The organism is Corynebacterium endometrii, assembly GCF_004795735.1.
GTDB lineage: Bacteria > Actinomycetota > Actinomycetes > Mycobacteriales > Mycobacteriaceae > Corynebacterium > Corynebacterium endometrii.
The window spans coordinates 1,163,263-1,186,032 of the sequence record NZ_CP039247.1; the positions used below are offsets into that span (position 1 = coordinate 1,163,263).

The 22,770-nt window shown below is 58.2% G+C and carries 18 protein-coding genes; 12 read left to right on the forward strand and 6 right to left on the reverse strand.

What is annotated here, in order from left to right:
- Positions 1-9: 9 nt before the first annotated feature.
- Positions 10-789: a class I SAM-dependent methyltransferase gene (locus tag CENDO_RS05255; RefSeq protein WP_136141098.1), complete on the reverse strand. Its 780-nt coding sequence runs from the start codon at positions 787-789 to the stop codon at positions 10-12.
- 247 nt (positions 790-1,036) lie between these two features.
- On the opposite strand from CENDO_RS05255, the gene rpsA reads away from it, so the two are divergent.
- The 4 genes from rpsA to coaE all read left to right on the forward strand — a co-directional run bounded on the left by rpsA (position 1,037) and on the right by coaE (position 6,630).
- Complete coding sequence (gene rpsA / locus CENDO_RS05260; protein WP_136141099.1) at positions 1,037-2,497, forward strand: 30S ribosomal protein S1; 1,461 nt, start codon at positions 1,037-1,039, stop codon at positions 2,495-2,497.
- 453 nt (positions 2,498-2,950) lie between these two features.
- Complete coding sequence (locus CENDO_RS05265) at positions 2,951-5,035, forward strand: glucose PTS transporter subunit IIA (protein WP_136141100.1); 2,085 nt, start codon at positions 2,951-2,953, stop codon at positions 5,033-5,035.
- A 123-nt stretch (positions 5,036-5,158) separates the two neighbouring features.
- Entirely contained in the window at positions 5,159-5,989 is an 831-nt protein-coding gene (locus CENDO_RS05270; RefSeq protein ID WP_136141101.1) for a PRD domain-containing protein, read from the forward strand.
- Between the two features lie 47 nt (positions 5,990-6,036).
- Positions 6,037-6,630 carry a dephospho-CoA kinase gene (gene coaE / locus CENDO_RS05275; protein ID WP_136141102.1) on the forward strand — a complete coding sequence of 198 codons (594 nt, stop codon included), beginning with the start codon at positions 6,037-6,039 and terminating at the stop codon, positions 6,628-6,630.
- A gap of 63 nt (positions 6,631-6,693) precedes the next feature.
- Here the strand turns inward: coaE and CENDO_RS05280 are convergent, their stop codons facing one another.
- Positions 6,694-8,064, reverse strand: a complete 1,371-nt coding sequence (locus CENDO_RS05280; protein WP_136141103.1) for a glycoside hydrolase family 183 protein — start codon at positions 8,062-8,064, stop codon at positions 6,694-6,696.
- Between the two features lie 87 nt (positions 8,065-8,151).
- Between CENDO_RS05280 and uvrB the strand changes: the two genes are divergently transcribed.
- Positions 8,152-10,254 carry an excinuclease ABC subunit UvrB gene (gene uvrB / locus CENDO_RS05285; RefSeq protein WP_136141104.1) on the forward strand — a complete coding sequence of 701 codons (2,103 nt, stop codon included), beginning with the start codon at positions 8,152-8,154 and terminating at the stop codon, positions 10,252-10,254.
- A gap of 167 nt (positions 10,255-10,421) precedes the next feature.
- Positions 10,422-10,862 carry a universal stress protein gene (locus tag CENDO_RS05290; RefSeq protein WP_136142157.1) on the forward strand — a complete coding sequence of 147 codons (441 nt, stop codon included), beginning with the start codon at positions 10,422-10,424 and terminating at the stop codon, positions 10,860-10,862.
- Positions 10,863-10,977: 115 nt separating this feature from the next.
- On the opposite strand, the gene CENDO_RS05295 is transcribed toward CENDO_RS05290, so the two are convergent.
- From CENDO_RS05295 to CENDO_RS05310, 4 genes are all read right to left on the reverse strand, one after another.
- Positions 10,978-12,042 carry an App1 family protein phosphatidate phosphatase gene (locus CENDO_RS05295; protein WP_136141105.1) on the reverse strand — a complete coding sequence of 355 codons (1,065 nt, stop codon included), beginning with the start codon at positions 12,040-12,042 and terminating at the stop codon, positions 10,978-10,980.
- A gap of 10 nt (positions 12,043-12,052) precedes the next feature.
- Positions 12,053-14,305 carry a HelD family protein gene (locus CENDO_RS05300; RefSeq protein ID WP_487249633.1) on the reverse strand — a complete coding sequence of 751 codons (2,253 nt, stop codon included), beginning with the start codon at positions 14,303-14,305 and terminating at the stop codon, positions 12,053-12,055.
- Between the two features lie 118 nt (positions 14,306-14,423).
- Positions 14,424-15,455, reverse strand: coding sequence for a DoxX family protein (locus CENDO_RS05305; protein ID WP_136141106.1), 1,032 nt, complete (start codon positions 15,453-15,455; stop codon positions 14,424-14,426).
- Between the two features lie 128 nt (positions 15,456-15,583).
- Positions 15,584-16,186 carry an MBL fold metallo-hydrolase gene (locus CENDO_RS05310; protein WP_136141107.1) on the reverse strand — a complete coding sequence of 201 codons (603 nt, stop codon included), beginning with the start codon at positions 16,184-16,186 and terminating at the stop codon, positions 15,584-15,586.
- An 86-nt stretch (positions 16,187-16,272) separates the two neighbouring features.
- Between CENDO_RS05310 and uvrA the strand changes: the two genes are divergently transcribed.
- The 6 genes from uvrA (at position 16,273) to pheS (ending at position 22,750) form a co-directional block, all read left to right on the forward strand.
- Positions 16,273-19,113, forward strand: a complete 2,841-nt coding sequence (gene uvrA / locus CENDO_RS05315) for an excinuclease ABC subunit UvrA (protein ID WP_136141108.1) — start codon at positions 16,273-16,275, stop codon at positions 19,111-19,113.
- A 351-nt stretch (positions 19,114-19,464) separates the two neighbouring features.
- The gene (gene infC, locus CENDO_RS05320) at positions 19,465-19,986 is read left to right on the forward strand and encodes a translation initiation factor IF-3 (protein WP_136141109.1); all 522 of its coding nucleotides are present in this window, start codon (positions 19,465-19,467) and stop codon (positions 19,984-19,986) included.
- A gap of 37 nt (positions 19,987-20,023) precedes the next feature.
- On the forward strand, positions 20,024-20,218 hold the full coding sequence (gene rpmI / locus CENDO_RS05325) for a 50S ribosomal protein L35 (protein WP_136141110.1): 195 nt from the start codon (positions 20,024-20,026) through the stop codon (positions 20,216-20,218).
- A 53-nt stretch (positions 20,219-20,271) separates the two neighbouring features.
- Positions 20,272-20,655: a 50S ribosomal protein L20 gene (gene rplT, locus CENDO_RS05330; RefSeq protein ID WP_005323264.1), complete on the forward strand. Its 384-nt coding sequence runs from the start codon at positions 20,272-20,274 to the stop codon at positions 20,653-20,655.
- A gap of 119 nt (positions 20,656-20,774) precedes the next feature.
- Positions 20,775-21,581, forward strand: coding sequence for a TrmH family RNA methyltransferase (locus tag CENDO_RS05335; RefSeq protein ID WP_136141111.1), 807 nt, complete (start codon positions 20,775-20,777; stop codon positions 21,579-21,581).
- A 74-nt stretch (positions 21,582-21,655) separates the two neighbouring features.
- Complete coding sequence (gene pheS, locus CENDO_RS05340) at positions 21,656-22,750, forward strand: phenylalanine--tRNA ligase subunit alpha (protein ID WP_210726576.1); 1,095 nt, start codon at positions 21,656-21,658, stop codon at positions 22,748-22,750.
- Positions 22,751-22,770 lie beyond the last annotated feature (20 nt).

The window sequence follows — 22,770 nt, forward strand, 5'->3', positions numbered from 1 at the left end:
TCAACCACCTTATAGCAATCGCTCAATATCGTTGCTCCTTCTAGTGCAGCAGAATATCGCCGTGCCGGGGAAAACCTCCCCGCGCTTCGGGGACCATTGGCCCCAGGTGCGCTCGAGGTCCGCTGGCCACTCGGGTTCGATTAGATTATCGATGATGAAATTGCCACGGACCTGCAACGCACGGATCCAGTCACCCATCGTACGGTGAAACTCGGCGTAGCTAATTCGGCCTTCATCGTCGTGTTCCATGTAGGCGCGATCGAAATAACTGACCTCCGCCGTGAGGCTTTCGGGATCGTCTGGGAAAATCCACCGCATAGGATGATTGACGGAGAAGACGAAGCGGCCGCCAGGGATGATGACGCGGGAGACCTCGGCCAAAGCCGCGTCGAGGTCCGCGATGAAGGGAAAAGCACCAAAGGCGGAAAACGCTATATCGAACGAGCCGTCCTTAAAAGGTAGACGGAGGGCATCCGCTTGCACGAGGGGAAGGGGGTTTCCATCTTCATTGGAAGCGGCCCGCCGAAGCATGGCCGCTGAAATATCGCAGCCCACGGCAAGTTCGGCACGCCCCGAAACCCATCGGGTGCAAGAAGCGGAACCGCACCCGATCTCCACAACACGCTTGCCGTCCAACTCGCCTAGTAGGCGCGCGTCTTCCTCGCTGAGCATTTCGGGGCACCAGTAGAAATCGGCCAAGTATTCGGGGTGCGCGGCGTGGTAGCGGGCCGCATCCTGGTCCCAGAACGCGCGATTGGCGTCCGAGATGAGGCGGTGTAAATCAGGCATGAGGAATATTTCTCTCTTTTCTTCGCTCTCGGATTGCCCTCTAAGCTGGGAATATGTATGCTTGGGAAGGCGTGTCTGTGCCTGTCCGGACTAACTTGCTGCAATAGGAGAGCATCTTAGCCGGTCGGGTGGGATCGAAATCCATTCTAGACGTGAGCCGTTCACGCAGCTCACACCGGATTTTCGAGAGACATGTAACTGTCCATTTACGACCTCCTATTTTCTTTTTTCGGAGCATTTTTAACATATGTCTTCTAACATCCCACAGGTAGCAATTAACGATATTGGTACCGCTGAGGACTTCCTCGCAGCTGTTGACGCAACCATCAAGTACTTCAACGATGGTGACATCGTCGAGGGCACCGTGGTCAAGGTTGACCACGACGAGGTTCTGCTCGACATTGGATACAAGACCGAAGGTGTCATTCCATCCCGCGAGCTTTCCATCAAGCATGACGTTGACCCTGATGAGGTAGTCGAGGTTGGCGATCAGATCGACGCTCTTGTTCTTACCAAGGAGGACAAGGAAGGCCGTCTGATCCTTTCCAAGAAGCGTGCGCAGTACGAGCGTGCATGGGGCGCCATCGAGGAGCTTCAGGCAAAGGAAGAGCCTGTTACCGGTACCGTTATCGAGGTTGTCAAGGGTGGTCTCATCCTGGACATCGGTCTGCGTGGCTTCCTGCCTGCTTCCCTCGTTGAGATGCGTCGCGTCCGTGACCTGGAGCCATACATTGGCCAGGAGCTGGAGGCAAAGATCATCGAGCTCGACAAGCAGCGTAACAACGTTGTTCTGTCCCGCCGTGCATTCCTCGAGCAGACCCAGTCTGAGGTTCGCTCTGAGTTCCTGCACCAGCTGCAGAAGGGTCAGGTCCGCAAGGGCGTTGTATCCTCCATCGTCAACTTCGGTGCATTCGTGGACCTTGGTGGCGTAGACGGCCTGGTTCACGTCTCCGAGCTGTCCTGGAAGCACATCGATCACCCATCTGAGGTTGTCACCGTTGGCGACGAGGTAACCGTAGAGGTTCTGGACGTGGATCTGGACCGCGAGCGCGTTTCCCTGTCCCTGAAGGCCACCCAGGAAGATCCATGGCGCGTATTCGCACGCACCCACGCTGTGGGCCAGATCGTGCCTGGCAAGGTCACCAAGCTCGTCCCATTCGGCGCATTTGTTCGCGTCGAGGAGGGCATCGAGGGCCTGGTTCACATCTCCGAGTTGGCTCAGCGCCACGTCGAGGTTCCAGACCAGGTTGTCAACGTTGGCGAAGAGGTAATGGTCAAGGTCATCGATATCGACCTCGAGCGTCGCCGTATCTCCCTGTCTGTTAAGCAGGCCGACGAGGACTACACCGAAGAGTTCGATCCATCCAAGTACGGCATGGCTGACTCCTACGATGAGCAGGGTAACTACGTCTTCCCTGAGGGCTTCGACGCAGAGACCAACGAGTGGCTCGAGGGCTACGATGAGCAGCGTCAGGAGTGGGAGGCACGCTACGCTGAGTCCGAGCGTCGCTTCAACCTGCACACCGCTCAGATCGAGCGCCACCGCGCTGCGGCCGCTGAGGCTGCAGAGTCCGGCGAGTCTTCCTCCAACTACTCCTCCGAGTCCAACGATGCAGCTCCGGCATCCGAGGGTTCGGCAGAGTCCGCAGGCTCCCTGGCTTCCGACGAGCAGCTCGCTGCCCTGCGCGACAAGCTGGCAGGCAACTAATTCTCAGCCCCGCTTAGCCGCGGTTAGGCAGTGAATATAAGGGGTCTGGCCTCGCCGAAAGGCGAAGGTCAGGCCCCTTTTCGATGTTTTAAACCAATGGGGTTTGTCTCGGTCCGGCGTTGTGGCCTGAGCGCTCAATAAACCTTGTGCCCGCATCGATGCCCGCGGTTGCTTCTGCCCGAGGGACCGGTTGAACGCTCGGGGTTTGGTTATGTGATGGCCCTTGCCTGAAAACTCTTGTGTGACCGGTCATGGGGGAGTAACGTTAGTAGACGATATAACCAGCTGGGCCTCGAAGGCCCAGCCATCAGGGTTGTTACTCTCTTACTTGAGGCAAGACCTGAGGGGTTCGCTTTGTCGGCCCCTCAGGTCTTTATTCGTTTTCACACTAGGGAGAAGGGCCTCGGCCCAGCGACTTTAGATGGCGACTAGATACCCGCGAAGGAGTGAGACATGTCAACGCAAACGCAGCAAACCGCCGAGGAAATCTTGGCCGGGATTGGCGGTGCTGACAACATCACCTCATTTACCCATTGTGCAACTCGCCTACGCTTCGAGCTGAAAGACGTAAGCAAGGTGGACAAGGCAGGCCTCGAGTCCATAAAGAAAGTTATGGGCGCCGTCCCTCAGGGTGGGCGCAATTATCAGGTCGTCATCGGCGGCGACGTGGCATCCGTCTACGATGACATCAACGCGCTGCCCGCGATGAAAAACGCTGGCGTCAAAAGCAACGAAGACGTCAAGGCCGAGGCCCGCGCTAAGTCGAAGGGCAAGCTGCCGTGGCTGGACACCTTCTTTGAATACCTCTCAGATTCGTTCCGCCCAATCCTGGGCGTCCTGTTGGGCGCATCACTCATCATTGCATTTACTGCGGTGATGGAGGCCGTGGGGGTTGTTGACACCCGTGACCCTAACAAAGCGGCCACGTGGGTGTTCATCGACGCTATGTGGCGCTCCGTATTCTTCTTCCTGCCGGTAATGGTGGCCTACAACGCCGGTAAGAAACTGCGCATCGATCCGTGGGTTCCTGGCGCCATCATGCTGGCCCTGATGACCCCAGAGTTTACCGGTCTTAAGGAAAACACAGGTGCCGTATGTAGCACCAATTCCTTCGGCTCGGAGCTTTGCTCCATCGAGCTATGGGGGATCAACATGCAGTTGCCTGATTACGGCGGCAACGTCTTCGTTCCGCTCATCATGGCGGCCGTGGCTGCACTCTTCTACAAGGGATTCCAGAGGATTATCCCGTCTGCGGTCCATATGGTTTTCGTGCCATTTTTGACCCTCGTGTTCATGATTCCTATCACCGCATTCATCATTGGCCCATTCGGCGTGTGGATGGGCTCCATTATCGGTGTCGGGCTGGCGTGGCTGAATTCCAATGCGCCGTTCATCTTCGCCATCATCATTCCAATGCTCTACCCGTTCCTCGTACCGCTGGGCCTGCACTGGCCGCTCAATGCCTTGATGCTGGTCAATATCCAAACCTTAGGTTATGACTTCATCCAAGGACCTATGGGTGCTTGGAATTTTGCCTGCTTCGGCGCCACCGCCGGTGTCCTGTTCCTGTCCCTGCGTGATCGCGATCCGGAGATGCGCCAGACCTCTGCCTCGGCCCTGGCAGCCGGCTTGTTCGGCGGTATCTCTGAGCCTTCGCTTTACGGCATCCACCTTCGCTTTAAGAAGATTTACCCCCGCATGCTTGTGGGATGCTTCGCCGGTGGCCTCACTATCGCGGTTTTGGGCACGGCGTCCGAGGGCGTCCAGACCTCTGCATTCGTCTTCACCTCTCTGCTGACCATCCCAGTCTTTAGCCCGGTTGTGACCTACGCCATCGCGATCGCCGTGGCGTTCTTCGTGGCGATGGGCCTAATCATCTTCTTCGATTACCGAACCGAGGAAGAAAAGGAACAAGCTCGTGCGCGCGCCCGAGAATTCGCGGCTCAGAATTCGGATTCCCGCGCTGAAGCCGAGTCCGCGCAGCCAGCTCCCACCAGCGGCAACGATGCCGCACGGCCCGCAGCGGCGGTTGCCACTGGAGCCACTGCAGTGGCCACCGCTACAAAGCCGCGGACGGACTTGGATACGGAGCTCTTGGTGGCACCAATTAGCGGAACGGCTGTGGAACTCAAGCAAGTCGATGACGCTGCTTTCTCCTCCGGCGCACTGGGCGAGGGCGTGGGAATCGTTCCGAGCGAATCCATCGTGGTTTCCCCGGTAGCCGGCGTGATCGCCACGGCAATGAAATCCGGCCATGCATACGGCATCAAAACCGATGACGGTGTGGAAGTACTGGTCCACATCGGCATCAACACGGTCAAGATGAAGGGCGAGGGCTTCGATATGGCCGTCGCCAAGGGGGATCGCGTAGAGGTTGGCCAGCCGCTGGCCACCGTTGACTTCAACAAGGTCAAGGATGCCGGCTATGACAGCACGGTCATCATGACAGTGACCAATACGCGCAAATTCACCAGCGTTGAATGCACCTACACCGGTGAGGTTCAAGCCGGAGATCGCGTAATCAGCATTACCAAGTAAGCACGCACGCTTAGCGCGTGTTGCCGCAAGCACCTGGCCCGCTCTACTAGACCATGAATGCCTAGGGGAGCGGGCCGCTAGCGTAACGCGTCAGTTACTTTTTATGGCGTAAAGTACGCACTAATGAAAATTCTTCGCGTATTCAACAACAACGTGGTCCTAGCCCGGGATGGCCGGCGTGAGGTCATTGTCACCGGCCGGGGCGTGGGCTTTAAGGCTCAGCAGGGCCAGGACGTCGACCCATCCCGGGTAGCCAAGGTGTTCGTCGCTGAGGATGGCCGCGACCCAGATCACTCTGCTGAAATGCTGGCCAACGTCCCCGGCTTCTACATCCGGTTGGTCATCGATGCTATGAGAGCGGCGGAGCTGCCGGAAGACAGCGCGAACAAACTGACTTTGGTTGTTGCTATCGCCGACCATATTTCCATGGCCGTGCGCCGCCAGGCCGAAGGTATTAGCATCGCCTATCCGCTGATGGCGGAAGTCCGTCACCTGTACGCGCAGGACTATCGCATTGCGCGAAGGCTGCTGGAAGCCATCAATGCGGGGTTGAAGGAACCGTTGGCCGAGGAGGAGTCCGTAGCTTTGACTCTTCACTTGGTCAATGCGGGTTTTACCTCGGGGGACTTGTCCTATACGTACCAGATGACCGGCCTAATTCAGCAGATGCTTGACGTGATTGGTCAGCACTACGGATGTGAGCTGCCTTCTGAGGACGTATCAGTGGCCCGTTTTATCACGCACCTGCGCTACCTGTTTGTGCGCATTCAGAAGCATAAGCAGCTCTCCGAGGAACACTCCGCCGTGGGTGACGCAATCCTGCACGCCTATCCTGAGGCGGCGGTGTGCGCACAGCGTTTAAGCAGCATTATTGAACTGCGGCTAGACGAGCCGCTGACTAAGGATGAGGAAGCGTACCTCACCATGCACGTGGCGCGGCTAGCCCCACGGTGAAGCCAAGGCTAGGCCGCGTTCGCGGGCAGGCTAGTACTCTGGTGGGCATGAAACTTATTGGTCTTACGGGCGGCATCGGCAGCGGCAAGTCAACGGTTGCCGCGCTTATGGCTGCGCAAGGATTTACCATCATCGATGCAGATCGCATCGCCCGCGATATCGTCGAACCGGGGATGCCCGCTTTGGCCGAGCTCGCCCGGGCCTTCGGCGAAGACATCCTGAACGAGGACGGCACGCTCAACCGGGGTCTGCTGGCGCAGCGCGCTTTTAGCGATGAAAAGCGCACTCAACTGCTCAACGGGATCATGCATCCGCGTATTGATGAAGAAACTCAGCGACGGTTCGAGTCAGCCCGCGCCAATGGGGAACAAGTAGTTATCTACGATATGCCGCTGCTGGTAGACAAGGGCCTGCATGAAGGCATGGACCAGACGGTAGTGGTGGATGTCGATGTGGAAACCCGCGTCAAGCGCCTTGTCGAACATCGCGGACTAGATGAGGAGGATGCTCGCCGCCGCATAGCGGCGCAAATCGATGATGATGCGCGCCTGGCGGTCGCTGACATCATCATTGACAATAACGGCTCGCTGGAAGACCTGAAGCCACAGGTGAAGTCACTGGTCGACAAGCTGCGAAGGTAACGGCGCTGAACTCCTGGACTTCGGCGCTAATGCCTCGACTGATACCATCTGGTGCGGTGAGAACTAGTTAGTCCCTCCTTCGTCGGAGGGGAATTCAGCCACCTTTACTATCTCTTCAATTACTATCCCGTCATCGGTGAGGTTGTGTTCAACCACGCGGTCTAGGTCGGATCGCATCAGCATGACGTTGTAGCCAGAGTATGCCGTTGCCACGTAATAGAGGTGTTGATCGTCCTGGTTCGGCAGCAGGAATCCGCCGTAGAGGTCTGGCACGGTCTCTTGACTTATCAGCAGGGACGGTTCAGACCATGGGCCGGTGAGCGTCTCCGAGGTTCGTAGAACAAGTCCTTGGCCTCGAAGCCGGTACAGCGCGACGTATTCGTTCAGGTAGGAGGAGTACGCAACGGATAACTCTGAGACGGGGGCGTTAATGACCGGCTCTGCCTGGCTCGCATCGTTGACCCAGGCGTGACCGTTCCAGAACTCAAACGCGGACTCCCTTGGGAAGTCAGTCTTGAGTGCGCGGCCAAGAACCGCGGGCCCGGAGCGGCCGTTGCGAGTGCTGAAACGATAGACGTAGCGGCTATCTTTTACGTCTTCGACATACGCGGACATCTGCAGGTTCTCATTGCCCGGGCGATACTCAGCCCCCTCCGGCAGAGTGATTCCTGTGGAGGAATTGGGGCGGATGGATTCCTCGACGCGCTCCCATGTGACCCCGTCATCGGTAGAGCGCATAGTGGCGGCATAGTTGGTGGACCATTCCCCCGGTTCGCCCCAGTGGCGGACGGACATGTAGTCCATATAGTGCACGCCGTCCACCACGATAGCGGTGGTGGGGATGGCGGTTACCTCTGTGCGCGATTCGTTAGGGGCATGGCGGGCTTCGATAAACTGCCTCGCCGTGCCGGATGGGGTGTATCCGTTGCCGGTTAGGGCGGTGCGCACGTTGAGGCCATCCCCGTAGTTGAGGTCATCGGTGCGCAAGATGACGTTCGAGCGCCAACCTCCATTACCCGAGCATGAAAAAGTATCCCCGAATACTAAGTTGGTGCTACGGATACCGCTGGCGTCTTCCGATTCGTAGGCGAAACCCAGATCGGTTGCGGTCACACCCCACTTTTTATCCGTGCGGTCAGGGGAGCCAGGGCCGGTAAGCAGCTGCAGGAACTGGGTGGGGCTCTCAGGCGTGGACTTGTATTTGACGATTCCCTTCTGCGTCACGGTGGCCGGGGCGATAGGTTCCGTGGCCGAAGAACGCGCGTAAGTCTTGCTCGAACCAGAGCTGCCCAGTTGGATAGCTTGGGGATGTGCTGGGGGCTTCTGCCAGTCCAAGCCCTGGCACTGCTGGATCTGGGCGCTAGCCGTGACTGCCGTCGGCGCGCTGAGCACGGCAAGGGCGGATACAAGTCCAAGGAGGCGGCATCGTTTCATGCGCCTTATCATATGCAGATGTGCGCCGGATTTACCATAAACGTTGCATTATCGCGGTTAGTCTTTGGGACACGTAGACTGGCAGGCATGGCTTTCGCTGCTGAACATCCCGTCCTTGCCGTATCCGAACACCGCCCTGTGGGCGAAATTGAGCGTCGCTCAAAAGAATTCGAGGTCATTAGTGAATATGAGCCTTCCGGTGACCAGCCCGCGGCGATTAAGGAACTAGATGAACGCCTGAGCCGCGGTGAACGCGACGTGGTGCTCATGGGTGCTACAGGCACAGGCAAATCCGCCACGGCGGCCTGGTTGATTGAAAAACAGCAGCGGCCAACGCTCATCATGGCTCCAAATAAAACCCTGGCCGCGCAGCTGGCCAATGAGCTGCGCCAGCTGCTACCCAACAACGCGGTCGAGTACTTCGTTTCCTACTACGATTACTACCAACCTGAGGCGTACATTGCCCAGACGGACACCTACATTGAAAAGGATTCGTCAATCAATGAGGACGTGGAGCGCCTGCGCCACTCGGCTACCTCGGCGCTGCTCTCACGCCGCGACGTTGTGGTGGTTTCCTCAGTGTCATGCATTTATGGCCTCGGCACCCCGCAGTCCTACCTCGATCGTTCGGTAGTGCTAGGCGTTGACGATGAAGTCGATCGTGACCGATTCCTGCGCCTCCTCGTCGATATCCAGTATGAACGCAATGACGTGGGGTTTACCCGCGGAACGTTCCGAGTCAAAGGGGATACGGTCGATATCATTCCGGCTTATGAGGAACGCGCGGTGCGTATTGAGTTTTTCGGCGACGATATCGATGCGCTGTATTACATCCATCCGCTTACCGGCGATGTATTGGAGCGGGTGGACGAGGTACGCATCTTCCCAGCCACCCACTACGTAGCGGGGCCCGAGCGAATGGAAAAGGCGATCGCGGCCATCAAGGAAGAACTTGGAGAGCGCCTCGAGGAGCTCGAAAATCGAGGAAAGCTGCTGGAGGCGCAACGGCTTCGCATGCGCACTGAGTACGACCTAGAAATGATCGAGCAGGTTGGTTTTTGTTCGGGCATTGAGAACTATTCGCGCCACATCGACGGTCGCCCGGCGGGCTCGGCGCCGGCAACCCTCATGGATTACTTCCCAGAAGATTTTCTCACCATCATCGACGAGTCCCACGTTACGGTGCCGCAAATTGGCGGAATGTTCGAGGGAGATATGTCCCGTAAGCGCAATCTGGTGGAATTCGGCTTTCGTCTGCCTTCGGCGGTGGATAACCGTCCGCTGACGTTTGAGGAGTTTGAAAGCCGCGTGGGCCAGACCGTCTACATGTCCGCGACGCCGGGCAATTACGAACTTACTGCGGCCGCGGGTGAGTATGTAGAGCAGGTCATCCGCCCGACCGGACTCGTGGACCCGCAAGTTACGGTCCGGCCAACCCAGGGCCAGATTGACGACCTGATCGATGAGATCCGCAAGCGCACCGCCAAACAGGAGCGCGTCTTGGTGACCACCTTAACCAAACGCATGGCAGAGGATCTCACGGATTATCTCCTGGAGCATGGCGTCAAGGTGAGGTATCTGCATTCCGATATTGATACCCTGCAGCGCGTGGAGCTGCTACGCCAGCTGCGTCTTGGCGAGTATGACGTCCTGGTGGGCATCAACCTGTTGCGTGAGGGCCTCGACCTGCCGGAGGTTTCCTTGGTAGCCATTTTGGATGCGGATAAGGAGGGCTTCCTGCGCTCCACCACGTCCCTCATCCAGACCATTGGCCGTGCGGCGCGAAACGTCTCGGGTGAGGTCATTATGTACGCGGATAAGATCACCGAGTCCATGCAGTACGCAATAGAAGAGACGGAGCGTCGCCGCGAAAAACAGATTGCGTACAACAAGGAACACGGGATCGATCCGCAGCCGCTGCGCAAAAAGATCGCAGACATTCTTGATCAAGTCTATGAAAACAACGGAGAGGAGGCGCCCGAGGCCGGGGCGGCCGATCCATCGGCAATGGTATCCAAACCGGACGTCTCCGCCATGGCTTCGGATGAGGTACAAGCGCTCATCGATGACCTCTCCGCCCAGATGGGGGCGGCGGCGCGAGAGCTCAAGTTCGAATTGGCGGGCCGGCTTCGTGATGAGATTATGGACCTCAAGAAGGAGCTAAGGGGTCTTAAAGAAGCGGGAATTTAATCTCTACCGAGCGGGGTCGGTGCAAGCCCACACTGGGCCGATGGCTCCGGAGGTTCGTTCCGTCAGAGGCAACGGGCGGTGTAACTGAACGTTCGCGGCGTTAGATTGTTAGACTGATAAGCGGTATTAATTCTTTAGGGGGCTAAAAGCCCCCAGGAAAGGTCATGATGAGCGATTACAACAAGATCGTAGTGGGTACTGACGGTTCCAAGTCCTCCATGCTTGCGGTGGAGCGCGCTGCCAAGATTGCAGCGGCGTTTGACGCAACCCTCATCATCGGTTGTGCTTACTACGAGTCCGAGGAAGAGGCTACCAAGACCCTGCGCCAGGACTCTGTGACGATCCTTGGCGATAAGAAGGCGCAGGCAAACCTCGAGGCTGGCAAGGCTCACGCGGAATCCTTCGGCGCGACGAAGATTGAGACCGCCGTAAGCCCCGGCACCCCCGTTCAGGCGCTGATGGCAATCGTCAACGCCAACAACGCTGACCTGCTCATCGTTGGTAACCGTGGCATCAATTCCCTCACCGGCCGCCTGCTCGGATCCGTTCCCGCCGATGTGGCCCGCCAGTCCGAGTGCGATGTGATGATCGTTCACACCGTAAACTAATTTGCCAACAAGGGCCCTCCCAGCTGGCAGAAAGTAAAGGGCGGATAAGCTTTTTCAAAGCTTATCCGCCCTTTACTCATGCCTCGGCTTGAACCTGCGGCGCAGGCGTGTAGGTCTAATCGCCGCAGTTAAAGTCGTGTGAGGTGCGCTTATCCTCTTCAACGCGCTCGAAGGGCTTCTCACGGTAGGCCTTCAACAGCTTGTGGCCGTCTTCGCCTTGAATCATGGGCACTTCAGTCCGGGCGCCGGAGTCAGTTTCCGATAGCGGGGTAGCGGTACCGTGAGCCAAGAGATGCTCCTGGGCTGACAGGTTACGGATAGCTACGCCGGCTACACGGTTTGGATGCTCATAGACCAAATCCGAGTAGGTGGTTGGATCGTGTTGACCGTCATCGCCAACCAGTACCCACTGAATTTCCGGGAAATCGATAATAAGATTTCTTAACTGGACCTTCTTGTGCTCAGCGCCGGAGCGGAAGAGCTTAGTCTGGGTTGGGCCCCAGTCGGTTAACAGCATCGGCGCCTTGGGAAAGCCGTGCTTCTCCATGAAAGCGGTCAGCGTGTCATAGGTATTCCATGCGCCGGTGGAGAGATAGAACGTTGGCGCGTTTGGGTGTTCGGCAAGCAGTTCCTTGTAGAAATCAGCCATACCCTCGACCGGCTTGCGCTTATCGGTGCGCTTGAACCAAGAGTTATAAGCCGCGATCAAGGCGCGCGGCAGCCAAGTGACCATCGTGGTGTCATCAATATCGCTGATAAGGCCGATGCGAGCCTCATCATCGACGATGAGTACCTCCGCGGTAGCGGGCTCTGCGCCCTCCGCGTAGATAGTGACTTCATGCCAGCCCGGCTCCAGCCCATGGTCGTGGACCAGGAGGTCAACGTAGCCATTGTCGTTGGTGTGCCCGGTAACCGTGGCGTCTCCTACGGTGGCCTTTACCTCGAGTCCGCCCACCTGGATGGTGAAGAACTGGCGGTAACCGCGCTGCGCCCAGTTGTCTTCGCGATCTTCGCTCTCTGGTTTTTCCATGAGCACGCGGCCCAACACGTGTGCGCGCTTGGAGGTTCCGTATCCCGCGTATCCCTTTACAGCCGGAACCCAACCCTTTTGAGAGGAGCGCTTGACGCCCACGGTGTTAATGGTCTTTTCAACTTTGCGTGCGATATCTGCAATTGCCATAGATTCAAGCTTACTGAACTCCGCCGAAACTAGCTTGGTGAGGTTTACCCGGAAGCTTGCGCGGGAATTCGCCCACTATCTCAAGGGTTTGTGTGGCGCGGGTAATCGCGACGTACAGGTCCTGGAGGCCTTGGGGCGAGGCATCAACAATACGCTGAGGATCGACCACGGTGACGTGGTCAAACTCCAGGCCCTTGATTTCGTGGACGTTGGTGGAATCGATCACCGCATGCAAACGACCGTGGTCATCAGTCCAGCTTCCGGGGGTTACATGCTCGGCTTCGGCGCTTTTTAGAGAGGTAAAGGTTACTTCCTGGCCAGGACGCACCGCAGTTGACGGTGTAGCGAGAGGGTTGATCTGGTGCAGCACCTCGTTGGCGAGGGCTGTGATGGGTTCTGGCGTGCGGTAATTGACGGTCAAAGTGTGGTGGCGGAAGCGCTGTCCCACGAATGGCTCAAGGCAGTCCTCCCAACTATCCACCCCGGCTGGCGAGCCGGTCTGGGCGGTATCCCCAACAATGGTCATCCAACGGGATGGCGAGCGGCGAAACACCATGCGCCATTCCATGGGGGTTAGCTCCTGCGCTTCATCGATGATCACGTGACCATAGGCCCATTGGTGGTCGGCTTGGGCTCGCTCGGCGGTGGTCAGGTTTGAGCGTACCTGCTGGCGGCGGGCGAGGGTCTCGGCGTCGATGACGTCATGCGCGGAGAGGATCTCCGCATCGAACATGTCATCGTCATTGTCCGTGCTATCCGAGGAGGCCAGAATGTCCAGCGCATCCTCAGCTTCGGCGACCTGGGCCTTCCACTCGGCTTCTTCCTTTTCGCGGAGGGTCTCTGGATCTGGGAGGCTGACGAGAACGGCGAGCTCGTCCAGCAGGGCGGCGTCGGACGGAGCCCAGGCGTCACCGTCCTCGCGGTACAGCGCGGCCAAAGTTTCATCATCGTAGCCTTTGGCCGCTACGGCGATTCGGTCGCGGCTGCTGAGCAAATCGCTGAGGATTTGGAGCGGATGTAGCTCGGGGAAATACTCGTCGATCAGATTTATTACCGGCGCAGATTCGGCCAAGTCGTCATGCAACTGGTCGATGTCCGCGCGCGATAACAAGTTCTGCCCACCAAGAGGATCGGCGCCGATGCGGTCCGCCATCTGATGCGCGAGGGTCTCGATGAGCTGTTCCGCGAAGATGCTCCGCGCCTCATTGTGCGGGCGGCGGGAGCGACGGGCCCTCGTGCGCGCCTTCTTGACCATCTCCGGGGTGACGTCCAACTGCAGCCCCTCCACCTCGATGCGGTGGGGCTCCTTGGGTAGCGTTTGATAGGCCTTGACCGCTTCACGCAGAATCTCGACCATGGCTTCGGAGCCCTTAACTTCGCGCACCAACAGGTCTTCCTTCGTGGTGCCTTCCACGCCGGGGAAGAGGCTGCCGATGGTGGATAGGACCACGCCCGTTTCGCCGAGCTCCGGCAGTACCCGGGAGATGTACTCAAGGAAAGTGCTGTTTGGCCCAATAATCAATACGCCGGAGGTAGCCAGCCGCTCACGGTGGGTGTAGAGAAGGTAAGCCACGCGGTGCAGGGCCACGGCGGTCTTGCCGGTGCCCGGGCCTCCCTCGACTACCATCACGCCGCGGGTTTCATCACGAATGATTTCATCCTGCTCGCGCTGGATGGTTTGCACGATAGAGGCCATGTGCCCGGTGCGCGCGGCCTGCAGCGCCTCGTAGAGAGCGGATTCACTAGCGACGGAGGTTATCTGCTCGGCGCCGCCCCCGCTACCGTCCAGAACTTCATCGTTAATGCCCGTGACGGTGCGGCCTTTGGTCCTGATATGTCGGCGTAGGGTAACCCCCTCTGGCTGCGCCGTGGTGGCCAAATAGAACGGGCGGGCCATGGGTGCGCGCCAGTCCAGCAGGAGCGTCCGGTAGTCATCATCGCGATCATCGAGCCCCATTCGGCCGATGTACCTGCGGTCTAGACCGTCCTTAGTTGGGTTATCTCCCGCCGCGTCAATATCAATGCGGCCGAATACTAGGCCCAATTGTGCAAGATTAAGCTTGTCAAGCTTGGATTGCAGGCCATGGTATTCCGTTTCGCGCCGCACCAATGCGTCCGGGTCCGGATTGGCTGGATCGACATCTGCCATGACCTGGTTCAGGCGTTCATTGGAGCGCTCAACCTCTGCATCCAGGCGGTCGAAAAGGCCGTCGACATACTGTTGTTCCAGCGCAATCTCATTGCTCAGCTGCTGGTCATCCACGATGTGGGCACAACTCCTTGAAAAAAGGCTAACGGGAAAACGAATCAACGGTCCAGCATACTAGCCGGACCGTTGAATTTTGCCTTTGTGCACGCCCGCGGGCGTTTGCAGAAAAGTATTAGTTAATCTGCTTGCCAACCTTCTTGATGGCCTTAGCTAGGCGCTTGTCGGCCTGCGCCTGAGCCTTGTCTGCACGCTTAGTGGCCTTTTTGATGGAGCGCTTAGTGCTCTTGGTGTCAATCTTTGCGAGCTTCTTATCCGCAGCCTTGCGCGCCTTGGCGGCCTTTTTGACTACGTTCTTGCGTGCAACCTTGGAATTCTTTTCAGCCGCCTTCAACCACGCGGAATTCTCAGCATTCTTCACGGCGTCACCGGTGGCCTTCCTGGCCTGATCCGCGTAGGACTTGGCGGAATCCAGCAGATCCTTGCCTGCACCCTGCCAGTCATCCTTGTTGTCATCGACGAAGGACTTAGCCTTGTCGGTGGCGGTGGCGGCGGCAGTGGTAGCGGCGGCTAGCACACCGGCGCCAGCCTTTTCCCAGTCACCCTTATTGTCCTCGACGTAAGCCTTGGCCTTTTCGGTGTTCTCGGCGAACCAGTCGCTAGCCTTGCCGCCAAATTCGGTGGCACGATCGGCGGCCTCTTCGTACATCTTCTGGGACTCGGACTTGGTTGGAAGGGCCTTCTGGATCTTCTTGTTTGCAACCTTGCCCGCGTGCTGGGTTCGCCACAGCAGGGAAGGCTTGCCGGCGGTGTCCTGGGTGGTGATGAACAGGCCACCCAGCAAAGCGGTAGAAGTCAGGAAGCTGGAACGCTTCTGGGACTTGGTGGCCTCATCGTTGGCCTCCCAGAACGCGTCGCGGCCAACCATAGTTGGAATGGTAGTAGCAGCCAGAACCGCAGCAGAGGTGCGAGGTGCCTTGCCTAGGGCCAGCAGGGAACCGGCGCCAACCTTAGCGGCGGCCAGGCCCTGGGTAACCGTCTCTGGGTCTTTAGGCACGAAAGAAGCGTACTGCGCTGGGAGGACCTTGCGCAGGCGGGTGAGCACGGTCTCAGTGCCCGAAACATGCTCAGAGGTATTGCGGAAGGTATCCACACCATCGTAGATGAATACGGAAGCCAGCATTGGGCGGGCAATCTTGCGGATCATAAAAATCGTGCTCCTTGGTTATGAGTACTGTTTGTCGCTGTACCAGTGTACGCGGGATTGAAAAATAGTGACTGATAGACGGAAATTAAAAGCCAAAGAAAAAGACGCGGGTGCCCGTTTAACCCCCGCTACCAGCGGCGGTCCCACCATTCGCCGAGCTTAGGGCGTTCTTCTCCTAGGGTGGTGGATTCACCGTGCCCTGGACGGACCACGGCCTCATCGGGGTAGATATCAAAAACGCGTTCCGTTACATCCTTATAGAGGCGAACAAAGTCACCCTCGGAGTTGGTTTTACCCACTCCGCCAGGGAAGAGGGAATCCCCAACGAAAAGGTTGGTAGTTCCATCGACCTGTGCCACTAGGGCGGCGCCGCCTGGGGTGTGGCCGCGCAGAATCACTACGGGGAAGGTGTGACCGTTCCACTCGATGGTGTCGCCGTGATCGAGCTCCACGTCGGCGGGGGCTGGGATGGCCGGCGCGTCGAGGAACGGGACGTAGTGCGTGGCGCCGGTTGACTCCAAAACTTCCTCAAGCGCTCGCACGTGATCCCAATGCCGGTGGGTGGTAAGCACTGCCGTGATGCGTACGCCCGCGTCCTCGGCGAGTTTGAGGATCGCCGGCGCGTCATCGGCGGCATCGATCAGTAGACCCTCGCCGCCGGATGCAAGCAGGTAAACATTGTTGTCCATATCGGAAACGGAAATATGGTGCAGTGAAAGTGTGTTAGTCATGGTGTCTACCCTACGGGTATCCTCGTTCGTTGGGCAGAAATCTTCTTAAGCTTTAATCAACTATTTCCGGAAGGGAAGTTATCACTATGGCAGACCGTTTGGTGGTCCGCGGCGCACGCGAGCACAATCTCAGGGGCGTGGATATCGACCTGCCGCGCGATAAAATGGTGGTTTTTACTGGCCTTTCGGGTTCCGGCAAATCATCCCTTGCCTTTGACACCATCTTCGCAGAAGGGCAGCGGCGGTACGTTGAATCCTTGAGCTCTTATGCGCGAATGTTCCTAGGACAAATGGATAAGCCGGACGTTGATTTCATAGACGGTCTATCGCCTGCGGTGTCCATCGACCAGAAATCCACGAACCATAACCCGCGATCCACCGTGGGCACGATCACGGAGATTTACGACTATCTGCGCCTGTTGTTCTCCCGGGCCGGAACGCCACACTGCCCAACGTGCGATGCGGTCATTTCCCGTCAAACGCCGCAACAGATTGTAGATACGATTCTAGGCCTTGAGGAACGCTTGAAGTTCCAGGTGCTGGCTCCCGTCGTGCGCAAGCGCAAGGGGGAATTCGTCGATTTATTCGCTGATCTGTCCGCACAGGGCTATTCCCGCGTTCGGGTCGACGGGGAGGTCTACTCTTTGTCTGACGTCCCTAAGCTTAAGAAGCAGGTCAAGCATGACATTGACGTAGTGGTTGACCGCCTGCAGGTTAAGGCGTCCGCCAAGCAACGCCTGACCGATTCCGTTGAGACCGCCCTCCGCTTGGCCGACGGCCTCGTCACCATCGATTTCGTCGACAATGAAGAGCTGACCCATACCTATTCCGAGAAGGCGGCGTGCCCCAATGGGCACCATTTGAGCGTAGAGGAATACGAACCCCGGGCCTTTTCCTTCAACTCGCCATTCGGCGCTTGCCCGGCCTGCGATGGCCTGGGGACCAAGTTGGAAATCGACGAAGACCTGCTCATCCCGGATTGGGATGCCCCGGCGGTCGAGGCCGTTCAGCCCTGGGCTAGCTCTCCCAACAGCCGTTACTTCGTAAAGTTGGTCGAGGCCCTAGGCAAGACCATGGGCTTTGATCCTAAGGCGCCCCTGTCCTCGCTGACCAAGGAGCAGCAGGACGCGTTGATTCACGGTTCGGATGAAGTGGTCAACGTCCGTTACAAGAACCGTTACGGCCGTCAGCGTTCCTGGTCCGCGCCCTTCGAGGGCGCCGTGGGCTTTATTCAGCGGAAGATCGAGACCACGGATTCTGAGTGGGCCAAGGACCGCATGATGCAATACACCCGCGAGGTAGCGTGCCCCACATGCAAGGGCAGCCGCCTCAAGCCGGAAATCTTGGCCGTGCGCCTCGAGTCGGGGGAGTTTGGCGAAAAGTCCATCGCGGGTCTGACCGAACTGTCCATTGAGGATGCATCCGGTTTCTTAAACTCCCTTATCTTGGGTAAGCGTGAGGAGATCATCGCGGGAGCGGTGTTAAAGGAAATTCAAGCCCGCTTGCGCTTCCTGATCGACGTGGGGCTTACCTATCTCACGCTAAATCGCGGGGCTTCGACCCTATCCGGCGGTGAGGCGCAGCGTATCCGGCTCGCAACCCAAATCGGCTCCGGTTTGGCGGGGGTTCTCTACGTTCTCGATGAACCGTCCATTGGATTGCACCAACGTGATAACCAACGCCTCATTGCCACCTTGAAGCGCCTGCGCGATATCGGTAACACCCTGATTGTGGTCGAGCACGATGAGGACACGATTCGCGAGGCCGATTGGTTGGTTGATATCGGGCCACGCGCCGGCGAATTTGGCGGCAACGTGGTTTACCAGGGCGCGCCCGAGGGGATCATCGAGTGTGAGGAATCCCTGACCGGGCAGTATCTCTCAGGCGCCAAGGTCCTGGGCGTGCCCGAACAGCGCCGAGCTATAGACCCGGAGCGCACGCTGAAGGTTGTAGGCGCCCGTGAAAATAACCTCAAGGGCGTGGACGTGGAACTTCCGCTGGGCGTAATCACCTGTGTCACCGGCGTGTCCGGCTCCGGTAAGTCAACCGTGGTCAATCAGATTCTGGCCAAGACCCTGGCCAATAAGCTCAATAAGGCCCGCCAGGTTCCAGGTCGCGCGACGCGTGTCGAGGGCGTGGAACATTTAGACAAGCTCGTGCAGGTAGACCAAAGCCCAATCGGACGCACGCCGCGTTCCAACCCGGCGACGTATACGGGTGTTTTTGACAAGATCCGTACTCTTTTCGCGGAGACGCAGGAAGCTAAAGTACGCGGTTACAAGCCGGGCCGATTCTCCTTCAACGTCAAGGGCGGCCGGTGTGAGGCGTGTCAGGGTGATGGCACGTTGAAGATCGAAATGAATTTCCTTCCGGACGTTTATGTTCCGTGCGAGGTATGTAATGGCGCCCGCTACAACCGCGAAACCCTCGAGGTTCTCTACAAGGGCAAAAACATTGCGGAAGTTCTAGATATGCCCATCTCCGAGGCCGCCACGTTTTTCGAGCCCATTACCTCCATCCACCGTTACCTCAACACGCTCGTCGAGGTGGGCTTGGGCTACGTGCGCCTAGGGCAATCCGCAACCACGCTTTCGGGCGGTGAGGCACAGCGAGTCAAGCTTGCCTCCGAATTGCAGAAGCGCTCCAACGGGCGAACGGTATACATCCTCGATGAGCCCACCACCGGGCTTCACTTTGAGGACATCCGCAAACTCATGCTGGTGATTCAGGGGCTGGCCGATAAGGGCAACTCCGTCATCATTATCGAGCACAACCTTGACGTGATTAAGGCTGCAGACTGGATTGTGGACATGGGACCCGAGGGGGGCTCTGGGGGCGGCACCGTAGTTGCGCAGGGCACGCCGGAGGATGTTGCCAAGGTGGACGGCTCATACACCGGTCAATTCCTTAAAGAGGTACTGGTTTAAGCGTGACCGCCGCCCGCTTTACGCGCTGTGGAAACGCATGCGGCCGCTAGCGCGTTAAGTGGGCAGGCATAGGGCAAAAGTGTCACGATTTTGAACATGGGGTGTTAGGTGTTAGTCTGTTTCTTACTACCGCCCGTTGCGCCTTTCCAGGGGACGCGGGTTACAAGCGGAGTTTCTCCCACCCCAAGCCGTTGAGAACTATCTCAACAGGATACGGGTAAAAGGTAATCGGCATCCAATTTATGTGCTGATAACTTTTTAGAGAGCTCCCGGCTACCCAAAAGGGTAACCGGGCTTTTCGTTTGTGAGCTCGGTAGGCACACCATTTTCCCTTCGACTTAGGAGACTCACATCAGCGCTGAAGCTCGCATCAATGAGCGCATCCGTGTACCAGAAGTTCGTCTTGTTGGCCCCGGTGGCGAACAGGTCGGCATTGTTCGCATTGATGACGCTCGTAAGCTCGCTTACGAGGCGGACCTCGACCTAGTAGAGGTGGCACCAAACGCCAAGCCGCCCGTAGCCAAGATCATGGATTACGGCAAGTTCAAATATGAACAGGCCCAGAAAGCTCGCGAATCCCGCAAGAACCAGCAGCAGACCGTGGTCAAGGAACAGAAGTTCCGCCCTAAGATCGATGATCATGATTATGAGACCAAGAAGGGCAACGTGGTGCGCTTCCTGGAAAAGGGTTCCAAGGTCAAGGTGACCATCATGTTCCGTGGTCGTGAGCAGTCACGTCCAGAACTCGGCTTCCGCCTCTTGGAGCGTCTCGCAGAAGACGTTGCAGAGTACGGCGTAGTTGAATCCCGTCCTAAGCAGGATGGCCGCAACATGACCATGGTGTTGGGACCATCCCGCAAGGGCAAGAAGTAGACCACACTCCACTGTAGGATTAAAGGACTTTATTCTCATGAAGCAGAAGACCCACAAGGGCACCGCAAAGCGTATCAAGGTGACCGGTTCCGGCAAGCTGCGCCGTGAGCAGGCTGGCCGCCGCCACCTGCTGGAGGGCAAGCCTTCCCGCCGCACCCGTCGTCTGAAGGGCACCGAGGCTGTCGCTCCTGCAGACACCAAGCGCGTTAAGCGTCTGCTCGGCCGCTCCTAATTAGCGCCGAATTCAACCCACATACCTACAACTAGATTTAAGGAAGTATTACCGTGGCACGAGTAAAGCGTTCGGTTAATGCAAAGAAGAAGCGCCGCGCGATTCTGAAGTCCGCTAAGGGTTACCGCGGCCAGCGCTCCCGCCTCTACCGCAAGGCTAAGGAGCAGTGGCTGCACTCCATGACTTACGCGTACCGCGATCGCCGCGCACGCAAGTCTGAGTTCCGCAAGCTCTGGATCCAGCGCATCAACGCTGCAGCCCGCATGAATGACATCACCTACAACCGTCTCATCCACGGACTCCGCCTGGCTGAGATTGAGGTAGACCGCAAGATCCTCGCGGAGCTGGCTGTCAATGACTTCGAGGCATTCTCCGCTCTGTGTGAGGCCGCTAAGGCCGCACTGCCAGAGGACGTCAATGCTCCTAAGGCTGCTTAATCAGGCTTATAACTAAGCTGTTTCTGAGGCCCTGCACCCGATACTACTGGGGTGCAGGGCCTTTAGCATGCTCTGGATCCGATATGGGGTTGGCGGTCTCAGCCGGTAGGATAAACCCCATGCACCTAGATTTCGAGCAGCCCTTCACGGAACGCACTCCACGAATAGTTAACGCAGCTAAGCTTCACCGTTCCTCCGCGCGCAAGAAGGCGCAGGCGTTTATCATCGAGGGCGAGAATGCGGTAGACGCGGCCGTGTCCACCGGAGCCGCTCGCGACCTATTCGTCACCGAAAGGGCGGCGGAGCGTTTCGCAGACATCGTCACCGCGGCCGGCTACATGGACGTCTACGTTCACCCCATCACGGAGAAGGCCGCGCGGCATCTATCCGATACACAGACTACGACCGGGATCTTCGCCGTGTGCGAACCGGTGCTGTGGAAAGCCGGCAAGATTTTGGCGAGTAAGCCACGCTTAGTTTCTGTCCCCGTTCTCACCTCCGAGCCGGGTAACGCCGGGACCCTGATCAGAACCTCCGATGCCATGGGCGCGGATGGCGTTATTTTCGCCGGGGAGACCGTGGATCCCCTGGGCTGCAAAGTGGCCCGGGCCTCGGCGGGCTCATTGTTTCACGTGCCCGTGGCTCGCGAGCCCAATATTAAGGACGTGCTGGGGCAGTTGCGTGCGGCCAAGCTGCAGGTGTTCGCCACCGCGGCGGATGGGGAAGCTGATCTCGCGGAGGTAGATCTCACCCAGCCGACTGCGTGGCTGTTTGGAAATGAGGCGCACGGCCTTGGTGAGGAACTCCTCGGAGAGGCGGACGTGCGGGTTCGGATACCTATCCTTGGCCGGGCTGAATCTTTGAATCTGGCTACCGCGGCGAGCATCTGCCTCTACGAATCCGCCAAAGCTTTATATCGGCGCTAGAGCGGCCCGCGCGTGCTGCGTCCCACCCAGTGGGAGCGGGGGAGTCGGTGCGTGAAACTGCCCTTGCAAGGGGTATGATTACCGGCGTTAGTTTTCGCGCAAGTAGAAGGTACTTTAGGCACGTGTCAGATACCCCTCAGATCGAATTGACCGAAGAAGCGTTGAGCGCCGCCGCCGATGAGGCGATTGGCGCCTTCGATGCCGCGTCCAACCTTGAGGAACTCGCAGCTGCTCGGCGTGAGCACCTGGGTGACCAGGGTTATATCCCGCAGGCCCGCATGTCCCTAGGAAAGATTCCTAAGGATCAGCGCAAGGAAGCGGGACGCAACGTTAACATGGCGCGCGGAAAGGTAGAGAAGCGCTTTGCGCAGGTCAAGGAAGTCCTTGAGCAGCAGGCGCGTGAGGCACAGCTGGCCGCAGAGACGGTAGACGTCACCGTCCCTACCACCCGCACTCAGACCGGTGCGTTGCACCCGATCACCGCGCTGTCTGAGCGCATCGCCGATATTTTCGTGGGCATGGGCTGGGAAATTGCCGATGGTCCCGAGGTAGAGGCGGAATACTTCAACTTCGACGCCTTGAATTTCAAGCCGGATCATCCCGCGCGTACTCTGCAGGATACCTTCCACGTCTCCGTTGAGGGTTCCAAGCAGGTTTTGCGCACTCACACCTCCCCAGTCCAGATGCGTTCCATGCTCGAGCGCGATGTACCGCTTTACATCGCCTGCCCAGGCCGCGTATTCCGCACCGATGAGCTCGATGCAACCCACACCCCGGTCTTCCACCAGGTCGAAGGGTTGGCGGTAGATAAGGGGCTCACGATGGCACATTTGCGCGGCACCCTGGATCACCTTGCAAAGACCTTGTTTGGGCCAGAAACCAAAACCCGCATGCGCACCAACTACTTCCCGTTTACGGAGCCCTCCGCAGAGGTGGACGTGTGGTTCCCCAACAAGAAGGGCGGCGCCGGCTGGATCGAGTGGGGCGGCTGCGGCATGGTGAATCCCAACGTTCTTCGAGCTGCGGGCATCGATCCTAAGGAATACACGGGATTCGCATTTGGCATGGGACTTGAGCGCACCCTCCAGTTCCGCAACGGTCTCACCGACATGCGGGACATGGTCGAGGGCGATGTTCGTTTCACCCTGCCGTTCGGAATCCAGGCATAAGTTACCCGGAGATTTAGGAA